We start from the raw sequence: 24,239 nt of genomic DNA on the forward strand, positions 1-24,239 counted from the left end.
CATGCTGTGGCGACGCGTGATGTTGGGGTTCGCCGGTGCTCACTCCAACCTGCTTTGCTAAGGTCCGCTAGGCCGCGAACTCCCTGGGGCGAGAGCCTCGGGGGATGAACGGTCACATAGCTTCCAACGAGGTGGCGAATGAAGTGTTTCAGGGTGCTGTACGCAGTGATGGCGATGGGTATGGTCTTGCCCATCGCAGCGGTAGGGTATGGAAAAGCCGGTTCGATGCCTGCAGCGCAGGGAAGGCCTGCGGCGGTTCCGGACGATGACGCCAACGCGCCCTACAAGACCTTCGACGCCACCCCCGCCATCACGATGGGGCCGCTACTGCTCGACATGTCGGACACCTCAGTGGTGGTCGAGTGGATGACGGACGCAGCGAGCGATGGAAAGGTCAGCTATGGCGAGGGGAAGATCGAACACGAAGTTATCCCGCAGGTGGACGGACTGGTGCCGGTGGGAACCGTGCATCGCGTTGTCCTTCGTGGTCTGCTTCCGGGGCGCACCTATCAGTACAAGGTTTCGTCGAGGCGAGTGGTGGCATTGAAGCCCTATTGGCCTGACCGCGGGCAGACGGTGGAGAGTCCCGCCTATAGCTTCACTACCTTTGACGCGGCAAAAAAGACCACCGATTTTGCCGTTGTCACAGACACCCATGAGGACGTGGGCCGCATCCGTGCATTGATGGACTTGATCCATCAGGCTCCCGTCGATTTTGTCGTGCACACCGGTGACAGCCTTAACTATGGCGTCAGCGAAAATCAGCTGAAGGACAAGTTCCTCGAGCCGGTGGCGACGGGCCTGCAAGGTCGCACGCCCTTGCAGTACGTGCGTGGCAATCACGAGTATCGCGGCGAGTTCGCCCGCTCGCTCGGTGAGTATCTGCATGCCCAAAGCGGCAAATATTTCTATACGCGCGACCAAGGTCCGCTCCATATGGTGATGGTCGATACCGGAGAGGACAAAGCGGATGCAACGAACGTCTATGCCGGCCTGAATAATCTTCGCGATTACAAGCAAGAGGAGTTCGCGTGGCTCAAGCAGGTTCTCGTCGATGAGACGAGAGTCCGGACCGCACCGTTCACCGTGGTGTTCGGACACGATTCCCGTTGGGGCTGGGTCGATGGCGGGCCTGATCCATGGACGCAACTGGCCAATCAGGCGCAGGTCGATCTCTTTATCGCCGGTCATGAGCATCGCTACGAGCACATCACGCCGGGCAAGCGAGGCAACGACTTTTCCATCCTCGTGCTTGGCCAGGACCAGGTGGCCCGGGTGGAAGCCAGCGATCAGGCGCTGAAGGTGACGGTGGTGGATCGCACGGGCAAGACGATCGATGCCTTCTCGATCCAGCGGAAGAACAAGTAGCTGGGGCGGGGCATGATTTGCTCACGCTATGGTAGTGGTGATATCTCGATCGACCTTTCCCTGATCGACTAATCCATCTGAAGGAGGCCGCCATGCGGCGTAGGGATTTTTTGCGTCTGACCGCCTTGGCTCCGCTGGGTGCGCTGAGCTTGCGCGTGGATGCCGCGGCTGGGTCGTTCGCACCGATGGAGCGGCTGCCCGATGGTCGTCCGCACCGATTTGAGCTTGCTGCTCGACGGTTCCTGCTGGATGGCATGCCGTTCCAGATCCGTAGTGGCGAGATGCATCCGACGCGGATTCCGGCCGAATACTGGCTGCATCGTATCCGGATGGCGAAAGCGATGGGGCTCAACACCATCGCTGTTTATGTGATGTGGAATGCGCTGGAATCCGAGCCCGGCGTTTTCGACCTGAAATCGGGCAATCGCGACTTCGTCCGTTTCATCCAGCTGTGTCAGCAGGAAGGCATGTGGGTGTATCTGCGGCCCGGCCCCTATGTGTGTGCCGAATGGGATTTTGGCGGACTGCCGCCGTACCTGCTGCGCGAGCCGGACATCCGCGTGCGTAGCAAGGACGACCTGCATTACATGAAAGCCGTGCAGCGCTATATGGATGCCGTGGCGCCGCATTTCGCACCGCTGATGGCGAATCGCGGCGGGCCGATCCTGATGATGCAGGTGGAGAACGAGTACGCCTCGTTCGGCCACGACCTCGACTATCTCAAGCGGCTGCAATCGATGTGGCAGGAGCGAGGGATCGAAGGGCCGTTCTCGATCTCCGACGGATTGGGGCAGATAAAGAAGCAGCAGACGTACTTGCCTGGTACGGCGCTTGGGCTGGATGGCGATACCGATGTCGACGCCGCGCAAGCGATCGCTGGCGAGGCGCCGGTGTGGATCGGCGAAGGCTATCCCGGCTGGTTGACGCACTGGGGCGACAAGGATTTTCAGCGGGGCGATTACACGGACACCTTGCGCAAGCTGCTTGAGCAAGGGCATTCGTTCAATCTCTACGTGGTACATGGCGGCACGAATTTCGGCTTCACGGCCGGCTCGAATGCCAACAACGATTACTCGAACTTCGAGCCGGTGATCACCAGCTACGACTACGGCGCTCCGATCGACGAACGGGGCGCGGCGACACCGGATTACCATCGCTTTCGCGAACTGATCGCGGCCCATGTTCCTCATCGTCTGCCGCGCATTCCGGCACCACCCGCGGCGATGAGCTTTCCGGCGATGACACTGAAGCCCTACGCTTCGCTGTGGGACAACCTGCCGGCGGCAAAGTCGGTGGCGAAGCCTCAGCCCAACGAGCTTCTGCTGGCGCAGGATCACGGCATGGTGGTGTATCGAAAAGCGCTACGCCGCGGCGGCGAGTTGAGCGTCGATGGGGTGCGCGATTACGCCACCGTGTTCAGTGGGGGCCGCTATCTGGACTATGTGTCCCGCGTGCAAAAGCCTGGTTTGCATGACCGGCAGCGGGTGGCCATTCCAGCGCCGGCCGATGGTGGCGAAGCCGAGCTGGCGATACTGATCGATAGCTTCGGGCACGTCGGCTACGGGCAGGCGATGGCTGATCGCAAGGGCATCGTTGGCGACGTGCGGCTCGATGCGGAAACCTTGCAGGACTGGCAGGTGCATGGTTTGCCGCTGGACGATTCGTTCCTCGCCGGCCTGCAACCCTTGGCGGATGCCGCATCGCGGCCGGGGCTGTTTTTTCGGGGAACACTGAAACTCGCTCGGGCCGCCGACAGCTATATCGACATGAGTGCCTGGGACAAGGGCTATGTGTGGATCAACCGTCGGTTGCTCGGTCGCTACTGGCGCATTGGGCCGCAGCAGCGATTGTATTGTCCGGCGTCGTGGTTCAAGCCGGGCGCTAACGAGGTGCTGGTGTTCGATTTGCATCGCACCGAGGCGACGTCAATCCGTGGGTTCGAGCGTTTGCACGGCTGATCGCGCATCCCTGTAGGAGCGCACCCTGTGCGCGACAAACCGGCAGGACTGCCGGTTTACACGGCGGGAGCCGCCCACAGGGCGAGGGCCATGGATGGCCCGAGTGAAACAGTCCGCAAGGACCACGCTTTCTCAAACAAGGGCCCTGCTCGCGCACAGGGTGCGCTCCTACAGTTCGATGTGTGCGCGTAGGGCGATGAGGCGGGCAGGGCCGCGGTCGCGGTTGTAGCCTGGGTTGCGCACCAGCTGGATGTCGGGGCTGAGCGTGAAGTGCTTGCAGACGGCGAGGCTGTAGTAAGCCTCCAGTATCTGCTCGTGGCCATAGCGAAGCGCGCCGTCGCCGAGAACGAAGCCGCTGCCGCCCATGGCGAGATAGTCGCGGTGGGCTGGCGACAGGCTGTTGATCGCGAGGCCGACACTGAGGTGATCGGCACCACGGCCCCAGTGCACGCCGGAGAGCTGGAAGCCGCCGGTCACGGTGCGGTCCACTTCGGTGAAGACGAAGGATTCGTTGCGGCCGTCGTTCCAGCCGGCACGCATGAAAAGGCCGGTGTCGCCATGGTCGGCCAGCGGCAGTTCGCCGTTGATGGCGAAGCCGGCCTTGTGCCGGCCGGGCCGGTCGTCGGCGCGGATATCCGGGCGGGTACCGTTGGCCAATGCGATAGCGATGGCCTCGCGGTAGATGCCCATGCGTGCCTGGTTTTGGAACGCGAGCAAGCGTAGCGCCCAGCCGTCGGCCTGCGGTTGAAGAGTCAGTTCCAGTTGTTGGCCGCGGGCGTGGCGCAGCGAGCTTTCCAGCTTCTGGCCATTCGCTTCGTAGGGCATGCGATAGATGCCGTAGCGCAGGCTCCAGCCCTTATCGATCCAGCCGAGCATGACGCCTTCGGTATAACCGCGCGTATCGGCGGCAAAGTCCCAGGCGGTGTTATTGAACAGTGCCCAGTTCATGAACTGGGTGCGCGTGCTGTCGGCGTAGCGGTTCTTGTCGAAGTCGTCGTTGACGGCCATCTTGCCGATCTTCACTTCGAAGCGTCGCGTCGCCTCCTTGCCTGGCAACTGATCCTGCGCACGTTCGACATCGGAGGTTTCATCGTCCAAGGGCAGCGTCCAGCGCAGATAGCGGCGCGCTACATACGGCGTTTTGCCGAGGCTGGCCGTGCCGGAGCGAATGACGTCGCCGTTGGTCAGGCCACCCAGGCCGGTGGCGTTGCTGACGCCTTCGCCCTTGAACATCTCCACGTCGAAATAGAACTGCAGATGCGCCGGCAGTGCCACGCCGAAGTACGCGCCGAAGGTATGCGAGCGCGCCGTATCGCCGTGTGCCCGCAGGCTCTGCTCTCCGGCATAGGGTGAGTGCAGGCTGTATTGGTGCTGGTCGACGAAGGTGTATTGCGCGCCCAGCCACTGCGGCACAAACAGTGACGCTTCGTCAGCCTGCGTCGCGCCGGCGAAGGCGAGCAGGGCGGGCAGCATCAAGGCGGCAGGTTTCTTCATGCAGTCTTCTTGGTTCCGGGTAAACAAAAGGCCGCACGATGGCGGCCTTTTATCTCAATCGCATGACCGCCGCGCCGGCTTAGCCGCCGCGCGAAGCCTTCTTGCGATCGTTCTCGGTGAGGTGCTTCTTGCGCAGTCGGATTTCCTTCGGGGTGATCTCGACCAGCTCGTCGTCGTCGATGAAGTCCAGCGCCTGTTCCAGCGAGAACTTGATCGCCGGGGTCAGCTGGATCGCATCGTCCTTGCCCGAGGCGCGCATGTTGGTCAGCGGCTTGGGCTTGATCGCGTTGACCGTGAGGTCGTTGTCTTTGGCATGGATGCCGACCAGCTGGCCTTCATAGACCGAGTCGCCTTCCGCCGCGAACAGCTTGCCGCGATCCTGTAGCGGGCCGAGCGAGTAGGCGGGGGTGGTGCCGCCGGCGTTGGCGATCATCACGCCATTGAGGCGCTTGGCGATCTGGCCTTCTTCCTTCGGACCGTAGTGGTCGAACACGTGGAACAGCAGGCCCGAACCCTGGGTGAGGGTCTTGAACTGGTTCTGGAAGCCGATCAGGCCACGCGCCGGGATCAGATACTCGAGACGCACGCGACCCTTGCCGTCCGGTTCCATGTTCTTCAGCTGGCCCTTGCGGATGCCGAGGCGCTCCATCACCGGACCCTGGTGAATCTCTTCGACGTCGACCACCAGTTGCTCGATCGGCTCCATCTTCTGGCCTTCGATCTCTTTGATGATCACTTCCGGACGCGACACGGCGAGCTCGTAGCCCTCGCGGCGCATGTTCTCGATCAGCACCGAGAGATGCAGTTCGCCGCGGCCCGAGACGAGGAACTTGTCGGCGTCGGAGCCTTCTTCGACGCGCAGGGCGACGTTGTGCACCTGCTCGCGTTCGAGACGGTCGCGGATCTGGCGGCTGGTCAGGAACTTGCCGCCCGAGAGGTCCTTGTTGCCGGCGAACGGCGAATTGTTGACCTGGAAGGTCATGCTGATCATCGGCTCGTCGACGGTCAGGGCCGGCAGCGCTTCCGGGGTGTCCAGCGCGCAGACGGTGTCGGAAATGGTCAGCTCCGAGATACCGGAGATAGCGACGATGTCGCCCGCTTCCGCGCTGTCCTGCTCGATGCGCTCAAGACCCATGAAGCCGAGCACCTGCATGACCTTGCCCTGGCGCTTCTTGCCTTCGCGGTTGATCACGGCGACCGGCATGTTCTTCTTCAACGTGCCGCGCTGGATGCGGCCGATGCCGATGACGCCGACGAAGTTGTTGTAGTCCAGCTGGCTGATGCGCATCTGGAACGCGCCTTCCGGATCGACTTCCGGCTTGGGCGCGTGGTCCATGATGGCCTGGTACAGCGGGGTCATGTCGCCTTCGCGGGTCGAGTCATCGAGGCTCGCGTAACCGTTCAGCGCCGAGGCGTAGACAATCGGGAAGTCCATCTGCTCGGCGGTGGCACCGAGGCGGTCGAACAGATCCCACACCTGGTCGACGACCCACTGCGGACGGGAGCCCGGGCGGTCGACCTTGTTGATGACGACGATCGGCTTGAAGCCCATTGCGAACGCTTTCTGCGTCACGAAGCGGGTCTGCGGCATCGGGCCGTCCATCGCGTCGACCAGGATCAGCACGGTGTCGACCATCGACAGCACGCGCTCCACCTCGCCACCGAAGTCGGCGTGGCCTGGGGTGTCGACGATGTTGATGCGGTTGCCCTGCCAGGTGATGGCCGTGTTCTTGGCCAGGATCGTGATGCCACGCTCCTTTTCCTGATCGTTGCTGTCCATCACGCGCTCAGCCAGCACAGTGCGCTCGGAGAGCGTGCCGGACTGCTTCAGCAGCTGGTCGACGAGCGTGGTCTTGCCGTGGTCGACGTGGGCGACGATGGCGATATTGCGCAGATTTTCGATGGACATGGGGTAGGCTCGGGCGGCCGAAGGGGCCGTCGCGTAGATTTCTCAAGGGCGAATCGGACGATTATACGGATTAATGTGACAGCTTGCTTGAACCGATGGATTTCTCGGGGCAGGGCGATACGGAGCTTCCGTTCCATCCCGTGCTGGAACGGGATGGGCAGGTTCTTGGTCGGTGCGGCGTGTCAGGGTGTCTCTTGTGAACAGGCCCGGGCGGCGCATTCGCGGCCTTATTTGGCCGGCTTGGCGTCCTCAACCTGGTAGCCGGAGCCATTGTGCTCGTGCGTGACATCCACAGCCGGATCGTCGCGTCGGCATTCCGTCGGCAGGTATTTGTCCTCGACGCCTATGGCATGGCAGCGCCAGCCCCATCCCTCGGCGGCCTGCTCGGGAGACAGCACCAGCGTGCCACCCGCTAGTTTGGTGCTGGACGTATTGGCGAGGCTGAGTTCGATCATGCCCTCGCTGATCGCCGACGTGCCGGCCCCCGGCGCGTCCAGTCCAGCCTCCTTGTCGTTTTTCGGCCAGCGACCCTTGCGCTCGTGGAATTCGAGCATGGCAGTCTTGGCCGGGGCCGCTGCGGCCAAGGCTTGGACGACCTCGCTGCGCAGCTTGTAGTCCTGGTATGCGGGGATCGCCACCGCGGCCAGCACGCCGGCCGTGGCAACGGCGACCATGCCGTTAGAGCCGCCGGTCAGCATTTCCAGTGGACTCTGCTCGTAGGTCAGGCCCAGCGAGAGATCGTCCTGGCTTGCATTGAGGCTCATGCCGATCACGCCATCGCGCGGCAGGTTGAGTGTGTGCGCTGCCGGTAACGATTGCAGGTCCACCGCGCCGCCACTGGCGTCGTCGAGGTATTGCAGCAATTGCAGATAGCTGTAATAGGCCTTGCGTTGTGCATCGTGCGAGGTGGAGGCGAAGCTAAGCAGACTTTGCGCGCCGGGGTGGGCCTTGGCTTTCAGCCAGGCGTCCATGTGCGTGTCCAGTTTGGCGGCGGAGCGGTCGGCCAAGGCCTGAGGCAGCTTGCCAAAAATCAGGTAGTCGCCCTCCTCAACCCAATACAGATGCGTGCCGATGCGGCCCAGCAGTTCGAGCAGGGCGCGCTGCTGCTGCGGGGCATCCGATGACGGATTGCCGGTGTTCTCGCGCAGGTGTTCGCCGATTTGACTTGGGATCCACAGCGAATGCACCTGGGTACCTTCTATGGTGGTTACCTGGTAGCTCCAGCGTTTGGTCTTGGCCAGTTCCTCAAGCCGTGCGTATAGGGCTTTGCGGTCACGTACGCGCATGGCGGTGTAGGTGCCGGCGTCATCCTCGTAACCGACCAGCTCGGGCCCTACCCACTGACTCAGCTCAGCGAGGTCGAAACCTGCGTTCTGTTTGAACTCCGCCATAGCCTTCCGGTAGGCGGCGGCGCGCTCGACGCCGAAATCCATCGCGAGGTTGTCCTCGAAAGCTTTGATCTGCTTAGTGCCCGGCAGGGCCAGGCTCACCGCCCAGGAGGGTTTGCCCGCAACCTTGAAGTCAGGAACGAACTGCTCCGGCGCGAGGTAGCCCAACAGGCGGGCTTGCGGCGCATGCAGGCGTAGTTGCAGCTGGCCGTGGCCGTCAGACGTGCCCCAGCCGAAGGCGATGCTCTCGGTCTTGGCGGTGAATTCGCCGGGCAGGGTGCCAACGTTGCCGGCGGGAATCGCGCTGGCAGCGATACCGCCAATGCCATGTGTGCTGAACCAGCCGAACAAGCCCTGGCCCGATGCATCAATCTGTTGCTCCTGCTCGGCCACCTTGGCCACCACATCGGCGACCTTGGGGTTCTTCACTTCATCCAGCAACGCGTTCAGTGTGTCGCGATCGATCGCTCCGGCGTTGGCCCCGGAGCGCGCCATGAGCACGAACAATCGACCGTTCGCAGCATCGAAATGCATTAATTCGCCGGAGGCCAGGGTGCCGTCGCCCTTGGCATCCAGTGGCTTATTCAGGCGGAGCGCGCCGCCAAGTTGCTCGAGGCGGGTATTGAGCTTGGCGGCGTCGCGCTGCTCCAGCTGTGTACTGGCCAAGAGCATGCTGCCGGGCGAGGGCATGCCCAGCGGGTCGACCGCCACGATTTCCAGTGGCGCGCGCAGGTCCGATAGTAGGGCCTGCATGAAGGGGGCAGCGCCGGCATCGGCCAGTAGCTTGTCTTTGGCGATAGCTTCGCGCAGAGCGGCGACCGCCTTGAGGTGTTGTTCGCTGGCAAGTGCTGCGTCGAGCGGCCGCCCGTTCGGGACGGCGCCTAGCAGTCCCCATGGTGAGGGAATGCGTAGATAGCCCACGGTATGCGCAGGCAGGTGCTGGCGCAGCCAGGCGGGTTGCGAAAGCTGTTCCTGCGCGTGGCGCACCGCGCCGGCGTCGGCGCTGGGCTGGTCGCGATGGCAGGCGCCCAGCAATAAGGCGCAGGCGGCGAGGATGGTGACGGGCAGGCGGCGGCGCGGCAGGTTCATTCCTTGAACTCCTAAGTTTCTTTGGATGGTGGGCGCGGCTGCCACTGGAGCGGTGCTGGCGCAAGTCGCGGAATATAGCAAAGCGGCTTATGGCCATCGACGCGATTGCAACCCCGGCTATGTTTCAAACCGCCGTGCGGGCTCGTGTCACCCGGCTCGCCGTTTCCTTGTGCAGCTGCGCGGCCAGCCATGCGCCGGTGGCGATCAGCAGGTCGAGGTCGATGCCGGTGTGGATGCCCATGCCGTGCAGCATGTAGACGACGTCTTCGCTGGCGACGTTGCCGGTAGCTCCCTTGGCATAGGGGCAGCCGCCGGTGCCGGAGACGGCGCTGTCGACGACGCGGACGCCTTCTTCCAGGCAGCTGAGGATGTTGGCCAGGGCTTGGCCATAGGTGTCGTGGAAGTGGACGGCGAGGGCGCCGATGGGGACTTCTTGTGCCACGGCGTGCAACATGGCGCGGGCTTTGGCGGGGGTGCCGACGCCGATAGTGTCGCCGAGGGAGATTTCGTAGCAGCCGAGTTGATGCAGGCGGCGCGCCACGCGCACGACGTCGCTGACGGGCACGTCGCCTTGGTAGGGGCAGCCGAGCACGGTGGAAACGTAGCCGCGCACTTTCACGCCATCCGCCTTGGCGCGTTCCAGTATGGGCAGGAAGCGTTCGATCGATTCGTCGATGGAGGCGTTGATGTTCTTCTGGTTGAACGCTTCGGAGGCTGCGGTGAATACGGCGATCTCGGTGGCGCCGACTTCGCGCGCGCGCAGGTAGCCTTGCTCATTGGGCACCAGCACGGGATAGCTGACGCCAGGCACTTTGCGGATGCCCTTGAACACGTCGGCGGCATCGGCCAGCTGCGGCACCCACTTGGGGCTGACGAAGCTGGTGGCTTCGATGGTCTGCAGGCCGGTGGAGGAGAGGCGGTCAATCAGCGCGATCTTCACGTCGGCGGGCAGCAGGGTCTTTTCGTTCTGCAGGCCGTCGCGGGCGCCGACTTCGACGATGCGGACGTGGTTGTTCGAAATGCTCATGATGGCGAACCTGATCCGGCGTGGTGAGGGCGGACAGAGGCTAAGGCACTGTCCGCGTCATGCATCAACTCAATGGGCGAAGCGCACCAGCACGGTGTCGGCCTCGACGAAATCGCCTTGCTCCGCGCTCACGTTTTCGATGGTGCCGGCGCGTGGGGCTTTCAATGCCAGCTCCATCTTCATGGCCTCCATCACCAGCAGCTCCTGGCCTTCTTCGACCTGATCGCCGGGCTTGGCCTTCACCAGAACGATACGGCCTGGCATGGGAGCGATGATCTGGTTGCCGCCGGCACCTTCTTTCGATTCCCACGCGAAAGCGGCTGCGCGCGCAAAGCCATGGCGGTGGTCATTGGCATCGTGCAGCAGTATGCGTGCGGCATCGGTGCGCAAGGGCAGACGCAGGGATGTGCCGTCGAAGCGGGCGCTGAGGACTTCGCCGTCATGACGTGCGCCGTGCACGTCGCAGGTGGCTTCGCCGTGGCGCAGTTGATAGTGGCCGTCGTGGCCGTGTGCTTCGATTTCGTAGCGATGCTCGCGCAGCGACAGCGCGACGATGCGTTTGCCGGCATGGCCGATGCGCCACGCGTCCGCACGGCCCCACGGCGAGAACGGGTCGCTGCTGTGCACGGTGCTCGATGCCGTCGCGCGTTCGTCGTGCAGCAGGGCCGCCGTGGTGGCGGCGAACAGTACGGTGTCGGCTGGCGCCTCGTCGCCCGCGAGGAATTCGTCCAGATGGCGGTCGAGATAGCCGGTGTCGATGCGGCCTTCGAGCACCACGGGATGGCTGGCGAGGCGTTCGAGGAATGCGATGTTGGATTTCGGTCCGGCGATTTCGCACGCGGCGAGCGCCTCGCGCAGACGCTGCAGAGCCTGGGTGCGATCGCGGTCGTGCACGATGAGCTTGGCGATCATCGGGTCATAGAAGATGGTAACGGTATCGCCTTCGATCACGCCGCCGTCGATGCGCACATGGCGCGATGGCGCGGGAAGGCGCAGGCGCAGCAGCTTGCCCGAGCCGGGCAGGAAGTTCTGCTCCGGATCTTCGGCGTACAGGCGCACCTCGATCGCATGGCCATGCGCATGGACCTGCTCTTGCCGCAGCGGCAGCGATTCGCCGAAAGCGACGCGCAGCTGCCATTCGACGAGGTCGAGGCCAAGCGTTTCCTCGGTGACCGGGTGCTCCACCTGCAGGCGCGTGTTCATCTCCATGAAGAAGAACTCGTCGCTCTGCGCCACGATGAATTCCACCGTGCCCGCGCCGACGTAGTGCACCGCCTTGGCGGCAGCCACCGCGGCCTCGCCCATGGCCGTGCGGCGCTCAGGCGTAAGGAAAGGCGAGGGCGTTTCCTCCAGTACTTTCTGGTAACGCCGCTGCGCCGAGCATTCGCGTTCGTTGAGGTGGATGACGTTGCCGTGGCTGTCGCCGAACACCTGGAATTCGATGTGGCGCGGATGCTCCACGTAGCGCTCCAGGATCACTCGCGTGTCGCCGAACGCATTGGCCGCCTCACGCTGGGCGGAGGCCAGCGCATCGGCGAACTCTTTGTCGCTGCGCACGATGCGCATGCCCTTGCCGCCGCCGCCGGCCGCGGCCTTGATCATCAGCGGAAAGCCCGTGCGCTGGGCCTGTTCGGCGAGAAAGCCGGCGTCCTGGTTTTCACCGTGGTAGCCGGGCACGAGCGGCACGGCGTGTTGTTCCATCAGCGCCTTGGCGGCGGCCTTGGAGCCCATCGCGTCGATGCTTTCCGGGCGTGGGCCGATAAAGGCGATGCCGGCTTCGGTGCACGCGCGGGCGAACGCGGTGTTCTCGGACAGGAAGCCGTAGCCGGGGTGAATCGCTTGGGCGCCGGTGCGCTTCGCCACGTCGAGAATGGCATCCGCACGCAGATAGGAATCGGCCGGGCGCGGGCCGCCGATGGGCCAGGCTTCATCGGCCAGGCGCACGTGCTGCGCGTCTGCGTCTGCTTCGGAGTACACCGCGATGGTGTGGATGCCGAGGCGCCGGCAGGTGCGGATCACGCGGCAGGCGATCTCGCCGCGGTTGGCAATGAGTACGCGCTCGAACATGCGGGGATCCGGGTGAGAGCAAAGTTCGTAAAGTTAGCAGAATGGGGTGGATTGGCCGATGCGCGGCGCAGCATGGCGGTGCTCGCGATGGCGGTCTTTGAACGTATTCGGGCCGCCTTTGGCGTGTTACGGCCCTCTGCAGGAGGCCGGGTTACTTTCTCTTGCTTGCCAAGAGAAAGTAACCAAAGAGCACCGAGCGCCCGCCTCGCGGTCGTGCAGTCGTTTTGTCCGTGGCTCTTAGCCGGGCGCGCCCTGATAGACCGCTTCCACGTTGTGCCCGTCGAGATCGAGCACGAAGGCGGCGTAGTAGTTGGCGTGGTAGTGGGGGCGCACTCCGGGTTCACCATTGTCCGTGGCACCGGCGGCGATAGCGATGCGATGGAAGGCGTCCACGGCTTCACGGCTCGGTGCGACGAATGCCACGTGTATGTCGGAGAGTTCGGCGATGGGATCGGCGCTGATCCAGAAGGCGGGCTTGCCGTTGATGCCGAAGCCTGCGAACGCACGGCTACCGGATTGCTCTTCCGTCACTTCCGCCACCAGCTCGCCGCCGAGCGGGGCTAGCACCTTGGCATAGAACGCCTTGCTACGCGCGTAGTTGGAAACGCGCACGCCAATATGGTCGAGCATGGAGAACTCCCTTCGTTGGAAAGCAGCGATGATGGCGCAGGGCGGGTTACGACTGCGTGCTCCAAGCGGGCGCACGCTTGTCGAGGAAGGCGCCAAGGCCTTCCTGGCCTTCTGCCGATACCCGCAGTCGCGCGATCAGCTCGGCGTTCTCGCGGTCGACCTGTTCAGCCGTCGCTGGATGGATACCGGCGACACGCAAGGCCAGTTGCTTGGCTTCGGCTTGCGCCAGCGGGCCGGCTTTGGCCAGGCCGTTCAATACCGCGTTGACCGCGTCGTCCAGTCCCTCCGCCGGCACGCTTTGGTGCAGCAGGCCGATGCGTTGCGCGGTGGCCGCGTCGAACAACTCGCCGGTCAGAAACAGCCGGCGCGCCTGGCGCAGGCCGATAGCGGCGATCACGTATGGCGAGATGACGGCCGGCACCAGGCCCAGTTTCACTTCCGTGAGGCCGAACTTGGCGGTGTCCACGCCGATGGCGATATCACAGCAGGCGACCAGGCCGACACCGCCGCCATAGGCCGCGCCGTTGACGCGCGCCACGGTGGGTTTGGGCAGGAATTGCAGGGTGCGCATCAGTTTGGCCAGCCGCAGCGAGTCCTCGCGGTTCTGCACCTCGCTGGCCTTGGCCATGTCGCGCATCCAGTTGAGATCGGCACCCGCCGAAAAGCTGGCGCCAGCGCCGGTAAGCACGACGGCACGGACGGCGGCGTCCTTTCCGGCATCTTCCAGTGCGGCCGTGAGTTCGGCGATCAGGCCGTCATCGAACGCGTTATGCAACTGCGGCCGGTTCAGGGTGAGGTAGCGGATCGAGGCGTGATCGGCGATTTGGATGCTGGCGGTCATACGGCCTCCGGGAAAAGGCGGCCATCATAAAACGCCATGCGCGAGACGAGTGGGGCAGGCTGCGCCAACGCAACGACTTATGTACAATGCGAACCATTCTTATTTGAGTGGCTGCCGTGCGACTGTCCGACCTACCGAAGGGGGCGCCTGCCGTGGTGGACCGAGTGGACGATGCTCATGCTTCCGATCCGATTGCGCAGCGCTTGCGCGATCTGGGTTTCGTCGAAGGCGAGCCGGTCCGTGTGGTGGCTTGTGGGCCGCTGGGTGCGGACCCGCTGCTGATCCAGATCGGTTCCACGCGTTTCGCGCTGCGCCGCACCGAGGCAGAGCGCGTCACCGTGCGCACCGGGGCAGCGGCATGAGCGCGAGCACGCTGCGCATCGCCCTGGTGGGCAATCCCAATTGCGGCAAGACGGCGCTGTTCAATCAGCTCACGGGGGGGCGCCAGAAAGTGGCGAACTACGCGGGCGTGACCGTCGAGCGCAAGGAAGGCCGCTTCACCGCACCTTCGGGCCGCGTGCTACACCTGCTCGATCTGCCAGGCACCTACAGCTTCGACGCGAACAGCCCGGACGAGCAGATCACCCGCGACGTCTGCGAAGGCGTTTATCCGGGCGAGCCCGCGCCTGACCTGATCGTGTGCGTGGCCGATGCCACCAACCTGCGCCTGCATCTGCGCTTTGTGCTGGAAGTGAAGCGCCTCGGTCGTCCCGTGGTGTTGGCGCTGAACATGATGGATACCGCGCGCCGCCGCGGCATCGTGATCGATGTGCCCGAGTTGCAGCGCCGACTCGGTTTGCCGGTGGTGGAAACCGTCGCAGTGAAGCGCGGTGGCGCGAAGGCGTTGATCGAGCGCGTGGACGGCGAAGTTCCGGTGGCCGCACCGGTACAGCCGGACGATGCCGCCAGCCGCGCCGATCTGCATGCGCAGGTGCGCGAGTTGCTCGCCGCCACGGTCGTCATGCCGCGCAGTACCGATGCCATGGATGACGCGCTCGATCGCTGGGCGCTGCATCCGGTGTTTGGCCTGGGCATTCTTGCGGTGCTGATGTTCTTGATCTTCCAGGCGGTGTTCTCCTGGGCCAAGCCGCTGATGGACGGCATCCAGGCAGGCATCACGGTGCTGGGCGCGTGGATGACGCAGGCCTTGCCGGCGGAGAGCGCGCTGCACAGCCTGCTCAACGACGGCATCTTCGCCGGCCTCGGCGCGGTGCTGGTGTTTTTGCCGCAGATCCTGATCTTGTTCCTCTTCATCCTCATTCTTGAGGAGTCCGGCTATTTGCCGCGCGCGGCATTCCTGCTGGACAAGCTGATGTTCAAGGCCGGCCTCACCGGACGCGCTTTCATTCCGCTGCTGTCGAGCTTCGCCTGCGCGATTCCCGGCATCATGGCGACGCGCAGCATTACCGATCCGCGCGATCGCCTCACCACGATTCTGGTGGCGCCGCTGATGACCTGTTCCGCGCGCCTGCCGGTGTATACGCTGTTGATCGCTGCATTCATTCCGCAGCGCACGGTGTGGGGCATCTTCAATCTGCAAGGCGTGGTGCTGTTCACGCTGTACGTGGCTGGCATCGTCAGTGCGCTCACCGTGGCCTTCGTAATCAAGCGCTTTCGCAAGGACAAGAGCGAGCACGCGCTGTTGATGGAACTCCCGTCCTACCGTTTGCCGAACGTGCGCGATGTGGCGCTGGGCTTGTGGGAGCGCGCCAAGATATTCCTGAAGCGCGTGGGCGGCATCATCCTCGCGCTCACCGTGCTGCTGTGGTTCCTGTCCAGCTTCCCGGGGGCGCCGGAGGGCGCCACCCAGCCCGCCATCAACTACAGCCTCGCTGGCCGCCTGGGGCATTTGTTGCACTACGTGTTCGCGCCGATCGGTTTCAACTGGCAGATCTGCATCGCGCTGATTCCCGGTCTCGCCGCGCGTGAAGTGGCGGTGTCCGCGCTGGGTACGGTGTATGCGATGTCCGGTGGCCACGAAGCCGTGGCCAGCCAGCTCGGCCCGGTGATCGCTCAGCAGTGGCCGTTGGCCACCGCGCTGTCGCTGCTGGCGTGGTACGTGTTCGCGCCGCAATGCATATCGACGCTGGCGGTGATTCGTCGCGAGACGAACTCGTGGCGCAACGTAGCGATCACCGCGGGTTACCTGTTCGGCTTGGCCTACCTGGCTTCGCTGATCGCCTATCAGATCGCCAAGGCAATGACATGAGCACGTTCGCGCTGGTGCAAGGTGTGATCATCGGCGTGCTGGTCGCATCCAGCGCGGTGGTGGCCTTCCGCAAACTGCTACCCAGTGTGAGCACGCGCTGGATGGCCACCGCCTCGGCCACGCTCAACAAGCCGTGGCGCAAGTCGTGGCAGCGCGCGCTGGGGCGTTGGCTGCAGCCGGCAAAGGCCACCGGCAATTGCGGTGATGGCTGCGGTACCTGTGGTAGTTGCGGTCCGAAGCCGCCCGCTGCAGCGCGACCGGATGTGCAGCCTCTGGAGTTCCGCCCGCGCGTTCGTTGAGTGCGAGCCACTCTGTAGGAGCGCACCCTGTGCGCGACCAGCGCGACAAAGCATTGCCACGGTCGCGCACAGGGTGCGCTCCTACCTTTCTTACATGCGAAACACGCCGTAGCGCTGCGGCTCGATCGGTGCGTTCAATGACGCCGAGATCGCCAGGCCCAGTACACGTCGCGTATCGGCCGGATCGATGATGCCGTCGTCCCACAGCCGCGCGCTGGCGTAATAGGGGTGGCCCTGGTGTTCGTACTGTTCGCGGATGGGGGCCTTGAAAGCCTCTTCTTCCTCGGCGCTCCACGTCTTGCCGGCGGCTTCGATGCCGTCGCGGCGCACCGTGGCGAGCACTGATGAAGCCTGTTCGCCACCCATCACGCTGATGCGTGCGTTTGGCCACATCCACAGGAAGCGGGCGCCGTAGGCGCGACCGCACATGGCGTAGTTGCCGGCGCCGAAGCTGCCGCCGATCACTACGGTGAATTTCGGTACGTGCGAGCAGGCCACAGCGGTGACCATCTTCGCACCGTCTTTCGCGATGCCGGCGTTCTCGTACTTCTTGCCGACCATGAAGCCGGTGATGTTCTGCAGGAACACCAGCGGCACGTTGCGCTGATTGCACAGTTCGATGAAATGCGCGCCCTTGAGCGCGCTTTCGGCAAACAGGATGCCGTTGTTGGCGATGATGCCGACCGGGTAGCCGTGGATGTGCGCGAAGCCACAGACCAGGGTCTTGCCATAGCGCGCCTTGAACTCATGTAACTCCGAGCCGTCGACGATGCGCGCGATCACTTCGCGGATGTCGAACGGGCGGCGGGTGTCCTGGGGGATCACGCCGTACAGTTCCTCGGCGGCGTAGCGCGGCTCGGTCGGTGCGCGCAGTGCGAGGGGGATATCTTTTTTGCGGTTGAGGCTGCCGACAATGTCGCGCGCAATGGAAAGCGCATGCGCGTCGTTTTCCGCGAAATGGTCGGCCACGCCGGAGACGGACGTATGGACGTCCGCGCCACCCAGCGCTTCCGCATCCACGACCTCGCCGGTGGCCGCCTTCACCAGCGGCGGGCCGCCGAGAAAGATGGTGCCTTGCTCGCGCACGATGATGGTTTCGTCGCTCATCGCGGGCACGTAGGCGCCGCCGGCGGTGCACGAACCCATCACCACGGCGATCTGCGGGATGCCGAGGCCTGACATGCGTGCCTGGTTGTAAAAGATGCGGCCGAAATGTTCCTTGTCCGGAAACACTTCGTCCTGCAGCGGAAGAAAGGCGCCGCCGGAGTCGACCAGGTAGATGCAGGGCAGGCGGTTTTCCAGCGCGACTTCTTGCGCTCGCAGGTGCTTCTTCACCGTCATGGGAAAGTAGGTGCCACCCTTCACTGTGGCGTCGTTGGCGACGACGACAACCTCGATGCCGTTGACGCGGCCTATGCCGGTGATGATGCCTGCGGCTGGTGCGGCATCGTGATACATGCCATGCGCGGCCAGTGGCGAGAGTTCGAGGAAGGGTGAGCCGGGGTCGAGCAAGGCGCGGATGCGCTCGCGTGGCAACAGCTTGCCGCGTGCGGTGTGCTTTTCGCGCGCCTTCTCGCCGCCGCCCTCGGCACTGCGCCCCAGCTCCCGATGCAGATCGTCGACCAGTCCACGCAACTGCGTGCTGCTGGCCTGGAATTCGGGCGAACGGGTATCAGTCTGCGAAGCGATGACGCTCATGGTGCCGGGCTGCCGTCGATAGGGAGTACGCGATGATAGCGGTCCAGAGGCACCCTGTAGGAGCCCACCCAGTGGGCTCCTACAGGCAGGCGGATGGAGCGGCGTGTTTTTTGACGGGCGAAAAAAAAACCGGCCGCACAAGGCGGCCGGTTTTAAGATACATCCGAAGGGGATTAGTGACCCTTCATCGCATCCTTAGCCTTGTCTGCAGCTTCCTTGGTGGCGCCAGCAGCGTCCTTGGCAGCGTCAGCAGCCTTGCCGGCAGCGTCAGCAGCGTTGGTGGCGGCGTCCTTGGCCTGCTCCATGGCAGCAGCCGGAGCAGCAGCGGTGGAAGCCGGAGCAGCGGCCGGGGCAGCAGCGGTGGAAGCCGGTGCAGCAGCCGGAGCAGCCTGCTCGGCAGCCGGAGCCTGAGCAGCAGCCTTCTGCGCCTGGTCAGCAGCCTGCTGAGTCTGGTCAGCCGACTTCTGGGCGTCCTGCGCGGAATCCTGCGCGCCGTTGCTGCAAGCCGCCAGCAGCGCGACGAGCGCGGAGGCGAGTAGGGTACGCGTGAACTTCATTGTTGAATCTCCTTTGCCGTGGAATGCCGTTTGGCGGGCGTATTAATAACGCGTTCGTTGAATTTGCGCCACATCTTTGTTTAACAACGCCAAGATCGGTTATCCCCCTTTCATCGGAGGAATCGCCGACCCGGGTGAGCGGAGGATCAGCCGATGAGTTCCACCGCGATGGCGGTAGCCTCGCCGCCACCGATGCACAGGGACGCCACGCCGCGCTTCAGGCCACGGACCTTCAGCGCATTGAGCAAGGTGACCACCAGGCGCGCACCGCTGGCGCCGATCGGGTGGCCGAGGGCGCAGGCGCCGCCGTTGACGTTGAGCTTGTCGTGCGAAATGCCCAGCTCGCGCATCGGCGTCATGGCGACCACCGCGAAAGCCTCGTTGACCTCGAACAGGTCGACGTCGGCGACCGTCCAGCCGGCCTTGTCCAGCACTTTTTGGATCGCGCCGACCGGGGCGGTGGTGAACCACTCGGGCTCCTGCGAATGGGTGGCATGGGCAACGATCCGGGCCAGCGGCTGCAGGCCGCGCTTCGCGGCTTCGTCGGCCGACAGCAGCACGACCGCAGCGGCGCCGTCCGAAATGCTGGAGGAGCTGGCAGCGGTGATGGTGCCGTTGTCCTTGCGGAAGGCCGGTTTCAACGTCGGCACCTTGGCGATGTCGGAGCGGCCTGGCTGCTCGTCGGTGTCCACCTTCACTTCGCCCTTGCGGCTGGCCACGGTCACCGGAACGATCTCACCGGCGAAAGCGCCATTCTGCTGAGCGGCTTGGGCGCGCTTCACCGACTCGATGCTGTAGGCGTCCTGCTCTTCGCGGGTGAAGTGGTACTTGTCGGCGCACAGCTCGCCGAACACGCCCATCGCCTTGCCGTCGTAAGGATTGGTGAGGCCGTCCCAGGCCATGTGGTCGACCAGTTGGCCTTCGCCGTAGCGAATGCCGCCGCGGGCGTTGACCATGTGCGGGGCGTTGGTCATCGACTCCATGCCGCCAGCGACCACGATCGCGGTGGAACCGGCCTTGATGGCGTCGTGACCCAGCATGATGGCTTTCATGCCCGAGCCGCACACCTTGTTGACGGTGGTGCAGCCGGTGGCGGCGGGCAGGCCGGCCTGCAGTGCCGCCTGACGTGCCGGTGCCTGGCCGAGGTTGGCGGGCAGCACGCAGCCCATCAGCACTTCGGTGACATCCTGTGCCGCCACGCCTGCCTGTTCCAGCGCGGCGCGGATCGCCGTGGCACCCAGCGTGGGCGTAGGAACGCCGGTGAACTGGCCGAGGAAAGAGCCGATGGCGGTGCGCTTGGCACCGGCGATGACAACACTGACGTCCGACATGGGGATCTCCGCAAGGACTGATGTGGGCGCATGCGCCCGTTAGCTAATTCGGGAATTATCGCAGCCGCTTACCACTATCGGCAAACCTCTGGCAGCACGGTGATTTATCACAGGCCGCGCTACAGGATGGGGCGTATTTAGTTACGTCGATGTTGTGTCAACATGGACAAAGTCGGTGTGATTTTTCGGTGCGCCCGCAGGTGCGCCCGACATAGGGAGGCAGGGGTGATGACTACGGGGATGAAGTTTCCGAGGCGCCGAGAGGCGGTGGTTTCGATCATCATGGCGCTTGGTCTTAGCGCCTGCGGCGGCGGTGGCGGCGGCAGCAATGTCCGGCCCGCGCCTGCGCCCCCTCCCGCACCGCCTGCCACCACGTCGGCTCAGCCGCCGTTCGATGCACAGCTCGGAATCACCAACACCTATGCCGCGCACAGCCAGGGCTACACCGGTCAGGGCGTGACGATCGGCGTGGTGGACAGCGGCATCATGCGCAATCACCCCGCGCTGACCGGGCGGGTGCTGAAGGAATTGATCTATGTCGATCCGACCACCAACAACACGGCGATCGACGACGTGGTGGGTCATGGCACCTGGGTCTCGCAAATTGCCGCGGGGCAAAGCTTTGCCCAATTCCCCGGTGGCATAGCGCCGGGTGCGAATCTCATTTCGGCGCGCATCATCAGCGACACAGCGCCCAAGGATGACGGCTCCGGCCAGGGCAACCAGGTCACCACCGCCGACCCGCTCGGTGCGATCAACGACGACTTGATCGCCAACGGCGTCAAGGTGATGAACAACTCCTGGGGCGGTTTGTACTGGAGCGCGACGGCCACTGCGACAACGCAGAGCTTCCACGACGCCTACAGCAAATTCATCAACACCTGGGGCGGCTTGGTAGTGTTTGCCGCCGGCAACGATGCCAAGCCCAACCCGAGCGATGTAGCGGCGCTGCCGAACCGCGCACCGGACCTCACCCACGGCTGGCTGGCGGTGGTGGCGGTGGATAGCAACCATCCGACCCAGCTCGCGAGTTATTCCAATGCCTGTGGCGTGGCGATGAATTACTGCCTGGCGGCACCCGGCGACGTCATCGTCAGCGGCAAAGACGACACCGCGACCAATGCCAGCTACTGGGTGGTGAAAGGCACTTCGTTTGCGGCACCCCAGGTCTCCGGCGCCGCGGCCCTGGTGTGGCAGGCGTACCCGTATTTCAGCAACGACCTGGTGCGGCAGACCCTGCTCGGCACGGCAACGGATATTGGCGCCCCAGGGCCGGACCCGGTGTTCGGTTACGGCCTGCTCAACGTCGGCAAAGCAGTGAACGGACCGGCGAAGTTCGATTGGGGCGACGTCACCGTGAACTTCAGCGGTAGCTCCAGCTGGAACAACGCGATATCCGGTGCTGGCGGCCTGATCAAGCAGGGCAGCGGCACGCTCGCCCTGACCCAGCCGGCCAGCTTCACTGGCCTGACCCAGGTGCAGGGCGGCATGCTGACGGCCAAGGCGCTGGCGTCGAGCGTGAATATCGGTGCGCAAGGCGTGTTGAGCGATACGCCTTCCATTGGCGGCAGCATCAGCAATGCCGGCGTGCTGACGGTGCGTGGCGGCGACGTCACCGTCGGCGGCAATTACAACCAGAACGGCGCCGGCCGGCTGGCCCTGGAATTGGGCTCCGCTTTGCGGGTGACGGGCGCGGCCAGTTTGACCGGCGGCGACCTTTACGTGATCGGCGCGGGCTCGGGTTACCAAGTGAATTCGCACACCAACGTGCTGACCACCAATGGCGGTCTCACCGGCACGTTCTCGGCCTTGAACGAGGCCTCCAACGTGCTCCTCACCGCATCGCTCAACTATGACGCCAGCAGCGCGTGGCTCAACGTGCAGCAAGTACAAGTGACGGCGGTGCAGGGCATGAGCTACACCGCCGCCTCCATGGGCGCAGCGCAGCGTGTCGGCAGCGCGTTCGGCCAGATCAATACACAACTGACGCAAGGTTCCGTTGGCGGCAGCGGCCAACCGGTACCGGCGGGCTTTATCGAAGGAGCCGCAAAGTTGCAGCAGTCCGCCAGCGTGGCGGCTGCGCAGCAATCGCTCGAGAGCCTGTCCGGGCAGCTGCATGCCGCCAGTGCAGCGATGACCTTGCAGGCGATCGACGCCGGCACGCGTACCTTGTCGGACCGTTTCGATCAGTTGCTCGACGCACCCGCCGGTGGCGGCTGGGCGCAAAATCTTGGCTACCGGGGTTCGATGGCGCGTGGCGGGTATGGCAACGTCGGTCTCGATCTCAGCGGCTGGATGGTCGGCCAGGACCATCGTTTTGGCAGCGACGGTGTCGCCGGCTTCGCGCTCAGCCAGGCGCAAGGACTTGGGCGTCTGGCCGATAGCGCGGATCAGGGGCGCAGCCATGCCGTCGAAGGCATGCTGTACGGCGGCATGGTCCGCAGCGCCTGGTATGCGATGGGCCGCATCGGGCTCGGCGATTATCAGGAGAACATGCGGCGCTATCTGCAATTGGGCAGCGCATCGGCCGGTGTCAGCAGCGACAGCCGGGGCCGTTATGGCGTGGCCTATGGCGAAAGCGGCTATCGCCTGTCACTCAGCGGCTGGCAGCTGATTCCCTACCTGAACCTGCAATACACCCGCATCCAGCGCAATGGCTTCAATGAGCTGGGCGCGGATGGCTTTGGCCTGAAGGCCGGCGCCCAGACGATCGAGCGCTGGCAGGCCGGCGCGGGCCTGCGTGCGTCGCAGCGTTGGACGCTGGCAAGCGGGGGCAGCATCGGCCTGCAGGGGCGGTTGTTGTGGCAGCAGGCGTTCGCGACACGCGGCGATGTGTTCAATGCGAGCTTCAGCGGGTTGAACCAATGGGCACCGCTGGGCGGTATCGGTCTGGCGCGGTATGTGGGGATGGCCGGGTTGGCGATGGATTGGCGTTTTTCGCCGCGGGCCAGTCTGCAGCTCGGCTATGACCAGTATTTTGGGCAGCGCGACCAGGCGAAGATGGCGACGTTGGCGTATCAGTACAGTTGGTGAGGTGAGCTTGCGGCACGTGCTCACCCCCTCACGCCTTTGCTTCCTTACCCCTCACTGCCCTTTACGACTTGCCGTGGAACAGCTCGCGGCCGATCAGCATGCGGCGGATCTCGTTGGTGCCGGCGCCGATTTCGTAGAGTTTGGCGTCGCGTAGCAAGCGGCCGGCGGGGAATTCGTTGATGTAGCCGTTGCCGCCCAGCGCCTGGATGGCTTCCAGTGTCACCTTTACGGCGTTTTGCGAGGCGTTGAGCAGGCAGGCGGCCGGGTCGATGCGGGATTTGGAGCCGCTGTCGAACTGCTGCGCCACCATGTAGGCGAAACCGCGCGATGACTGCAGCGCGGTGTACATGTCGGCGATCTTGGCCTGCATCATGCCGAAGGTGCCGATCGGCGCGTTGAACTGTTTGCGCTCGCGCACGTAGGGCAGGGTGAGGTCCATCGCGGCCTGCATCAGGCCGATGGGGCCGCCGGAGAGCACCAGGCGCTCGGTGTCGAGGCCACCCATCAGCACGCGGACGCCTTCGTCGACTTCGCCGACGATGTTCTCGTGCGGGATTTCGCAATCCTCAAACACCAGCTCGCAGGTGTTCGAGCCGCGCATGCCGAGCTTGTCCAGCTTCTGCGCAGTACTGAAACCCTTCATGCCCTTCTCGACGATGAAGGCGGTCATGCAGCGGCTGCCGGCGACACGCGGCGCGGTGCGCATGTACACCAATAGGACATCGGCATCCGGGCCATTGGTGATCCACATCTTGGAGCCGTTGGCGACCCAGACTTCGCCTTTCTTCTCGGCCTTGCAGCTCATCGAGCCGACCACGTCGGAACCGGCGCCCGGTTCGCTCATCGCCAGCGCGCCGACGTATTCGCCGGAACACAGCTTGGGAATGTACTTGAGCCGCTGCGCCTCGGTGCCGTTGTGGAAGATGTTCTGAACGCACAGATTGGAGTGCGCGCCATAGGACAGGCCCACCGAGCCGGAGGCGCGCGAGATTTCCTCCATCGCCACCATGTGGGCGAGAAAGCCCATGCCGCTGCCGCCGTAAGCTTCGGGAATGGTTACGCCGAGCAGGCCCATGTCACCGAATTTGCGCCACAGGTCGGCCGGGAACACGTTGTCGTGGTCGATCTGCGTGGCGCGCGGTGCGATCTCTTTTTCCGCGAAGGCGTGAACGCTTTCGCGTAGCAGATCGATCTCTTCACCGAGGGGGAACGGGCGCATTGCAGACTCCGGCCGATTTGAATGGGGGTGGGGTGGGTCGAAAATGGTAGCTCAGGCGGGTCGAAAGGTTTTGGCGCAGCGCATCACGCCCAGTGTCCGAGAGGTGCCGGTTTTTCCGGGGG

17 protein-coding genes are annotated in these 24,239 nt (G+C 64.3%); 6 read left to right on the plus strand and 11 right to left on the minus strand.

Annotated elements, in window-relative coordinates; all coding sequences use genetic code 11:
* Nucleotides 1–138 precede the first annotated feature (138 nt).
* Complete coding sequence (locus OUZ45_RS11395) at nucleotides 139–1,368, plus strand: purple acid phosphatase family protein (RefSeq protein WP_266170189.1); 1,230 nt, start codon at nucleotides 139–141, stop codon at nucleotides 1,366–1,368.
* Nucleotides 1,369–1,460: 92 nt separating this feature from the next.
* Nucleotides 1,461–3,326: a beta-galactosidase gene (locus OUZ45_RS11400; protein ID WP_266170190.1), complete on the plus strand. Its 1,866-nt coding sequence runs from the start codon at nucleotides 1,461–1,463 to the stop codon at nucleotides 3,324–3,326.
* 168 nt (nucleotides 3,327–3,494) lie between these two features.
* On the opposite strand, the gene OUZ45_RS11405 is transcribed toward OUZ45_RS11400, so the two are convergent.
* The 7 genes from OUZ45_RS11405 to OUZ45_RS11435 all read right to left on the minus strand — a co-directional run bounded on the left by OUZ45_RS11405 (nucleotide 3,495) and on the right by OUZ45_RS11435 (nucleotide 13,771).
* A complete protein-coding gene (locus OUZ45_RS11405) occupies nucleotides 3,495–4,820 on the minus strand; it encodes a carbohydrate porin (RefSeq protein WP_266170191.1) in 1,326 nt (441 codons plus the stop codon).
* Between the two features lie 79 nt (nucleotides 4,821–4,899).
* Nucleotides 4,900–6,729 carry a translational GTPase TypA gene (typA, locus tag OUZ45_RS11410; RefSeq protein ID WP_266170193.1) on the minus strand — a complete coding sequence of 610 codons (1,830 nt, stop codon included), beginning with the start codon at nucleotides 6,727–6,729 and terminating at the stop codon, nucleotides 4,900–4,902.
* A gap of 227 nt (nucleotides 6,730–6,956) precedes the next feature.
* On the minus strand, nucleotides 6,957–9,206 hold the full coding sequence (locus tag OUZ45_RS11415) for a pilin (RefSeq protein WP_266170194.1): 2,250 nt from the start codon (nucleotides 9,204–9,206) through the stop codon (nucleotides 6,957–6,959).
* 124 nt (nucleotides 9,207–9,330) lie between these two features.
* On the minus strand, nucleotides 9,331–10,233 hold the full coding sequence (locus tag OUZ45_RS11420; RefSeq protein ID WP_266170195.1) for a hydroxymethylglutaryl-CoA lyase: 903 nt from the start codon (nucleotides 10,231–10,233) through the stop codon (nucleotides 9,331–9,333).
* 69 nt (nucleotides 10,234–10,302) lie between these two features.
* The gene (locus OUZ45_RS11425; protein ID WP_266170196.1) at nucleotides 10,303–12,300 is read right to left on the minus strand and encodes an acetyl/propionyl/methylcrotonyl-CoA carboxylase subunit alpha; all 1,998 of its coding nucleotides are present in this window, start codon (nucleotides 12,298–12,300) and stop codon (nucleotides 10,303–10,305) included.
* 237 nt (nucleotides 12,301–12,537) lie between these two features.
* Nucleotides 12,538–12,930 (minus strand): VOC family protein, encoded by a 393-nt coding sequence (locus OUZ45_RS11430; RefSeq protein WP_266170197.1) that lies wholly within the window; start codon nucleotides 12,928–12,930, stop codon nucleotides 12,538–12,540.
* A gap of 46 nt (nucleotides 12,931–12,976) precedes the next feature.
* The gene (locus tag OUZ45_RS11435) at nucleotides 12,977–13,771 is read right to left on the minus strand and encodes an enoyl-CoA hydratase-related protein (protein ID WP_266170198.1); all 795 of its coding nucleotides are present in this window, start codon (nucleotides 13,769–13,771) and stop codon (nucleotides 12,977–12,979) included.
* Between the two features lie 116 nt (nucleotides 13,772–13,887).
* On the opposite strand from OUZ45_RS11435, the gene OUZ45_RS11440 reads away from it, so the two are divergent.
* Genes OUZ45_RS11440 through OUZ45_RS11450 form a run of 3 tightly spaced genes read left to right on the plus strand, consistent with a single transcriptional unit; the run spans nucleotide 13,888 to nucleotide 16,279 of the window.
* Complete coding sequence (locus tag OUZ45_RS11440) at nucleotides 13,888–14,133, plus strand: FeoA family protein (protein WP_266170199.1); 246 nt, start codon at nucleotides 13,888–13,890, stop codon at nucleotides 14,131–14,133.
* Nucleotides 14,130–15,980: a ferrous iron transport protein B gene (gene feoB / locus OUZ45_RS11445; RefSeq protein WP_266170200.1), complete on the plus strand. Its 1,851-nt coding sequence runs from the start codon at nucleotides 14,130–14,132 to the stop codon at nucleotides 15,978–15,980. Before OUZ45_RS11440 ends, feoB begins: the two co-directional genes overlap by 4 nt.
* On the plus strand, nucleotides 15,977–16,279 hold the full coding sequence (locus OUZ45_RS11450; protein WP_266170201.1) for a DUF6587 family protein: 303 nt from the start codon (nucleotides 15,977–15,979) through the stop codon (nucleotides 16,277–16,279). The genes feoB and OUZ45_RS11450 overlap by 4 nt, the downstream gene beginning before the upstream one ends.
* A gap of 90 nt (nucleotides 16,280–16,369) precedes the next feature.
* Here the strand turns inward: OUZ45_RS11450 and OUZ45_RS11455 are convergent, their stop codons facing one another.
* From OUZ45_RS11455 to OUZ45_RS11465, 3 genes are all read right to left on the minus strand, one after another.
* Complete coding sequence (locus OUZ45_RS11455) at nucleotides 16,370–17,977, minus strand: carboxyl transferase domain-containing protein (RefSeq protein ID WP_266170202.1); 1,608 nt, start codon at nucleotides 17,975–17,977, stop codon at nucleotides 16,370–16,372.
* Between the two features lie 173 nt (nucleotides 17,978–18,150).
* Complete coding sequence (locus OUZ45_RS11460) at nucleotides 18,151–18,534, minus strand: hypothetical protein (protein WP_266170203.1); 384 nt, start codon at nucleotides 18,532–18,534, stop codon at nucleotides 18,151–18,153.
* Nucleotides 18,535–18,680: 146 nt separating this feature from the next.
* A complete protein-coding gene (locus OUZ45_RS11465) occupies nucleotides 18,681–19,865 on the minus strand; it encodes an acetyl-CoA C-acyltransferase (protein WP_266170204.1) in 1,185 nt (394 codons plus the stop codon).
* A 228-nt stretch (nucleotides 19,866–20,093) separates the two neighbouring features.
* Here OUZ45_RS11465 and OUZ45_RS11470 point away from each other — a divergent pair, with 228 nt between their 5' ends.
* On the plus strand, nucleotides 20,094–22,898 hold the full coding sequence (locus OUZ45_RS11470; protein ID WP_266170205.1) for a S8 family serine peptidase: 2,805 nt from the start codon (nucleotides 20,094–20,096) through the stop codon (nucleotides 22,896–22,898).
* 61 nt (nucleotides 22,899–22,959) lie between these two features.
* On the opposite strand, the gene OUZ45_RS11475 is transcribed toward OUZ45_RS11470, so the two are convergent.
* Nucleotides 22,960–24,117 carry an isovaleryl-CoA dehydrogenase gene (locus OUZ45_RS11475; RefSeq protein WP_266170207.1) on the minus strand — a complete coding sequence of 386 codons (1,158 nt, stop codon included), beginning with the start codon at nucleotides 24,115–24,117 and terminating at the stop codon, nucleotides 22,960–22,962.
* Nucleotides 24,118–24,239 lie beyond the last annotated feature (122 nt).

The sequence above is a fragment of the Dyella subtropica genome (assembly GCF_026283965.1).
GTDB lineage: Bacteria > Pseudomonadota > Gammaproteobacteria > Xanthomonadales > Rhodanobacteraceae > Dyella_D > Dyella_D subtropica.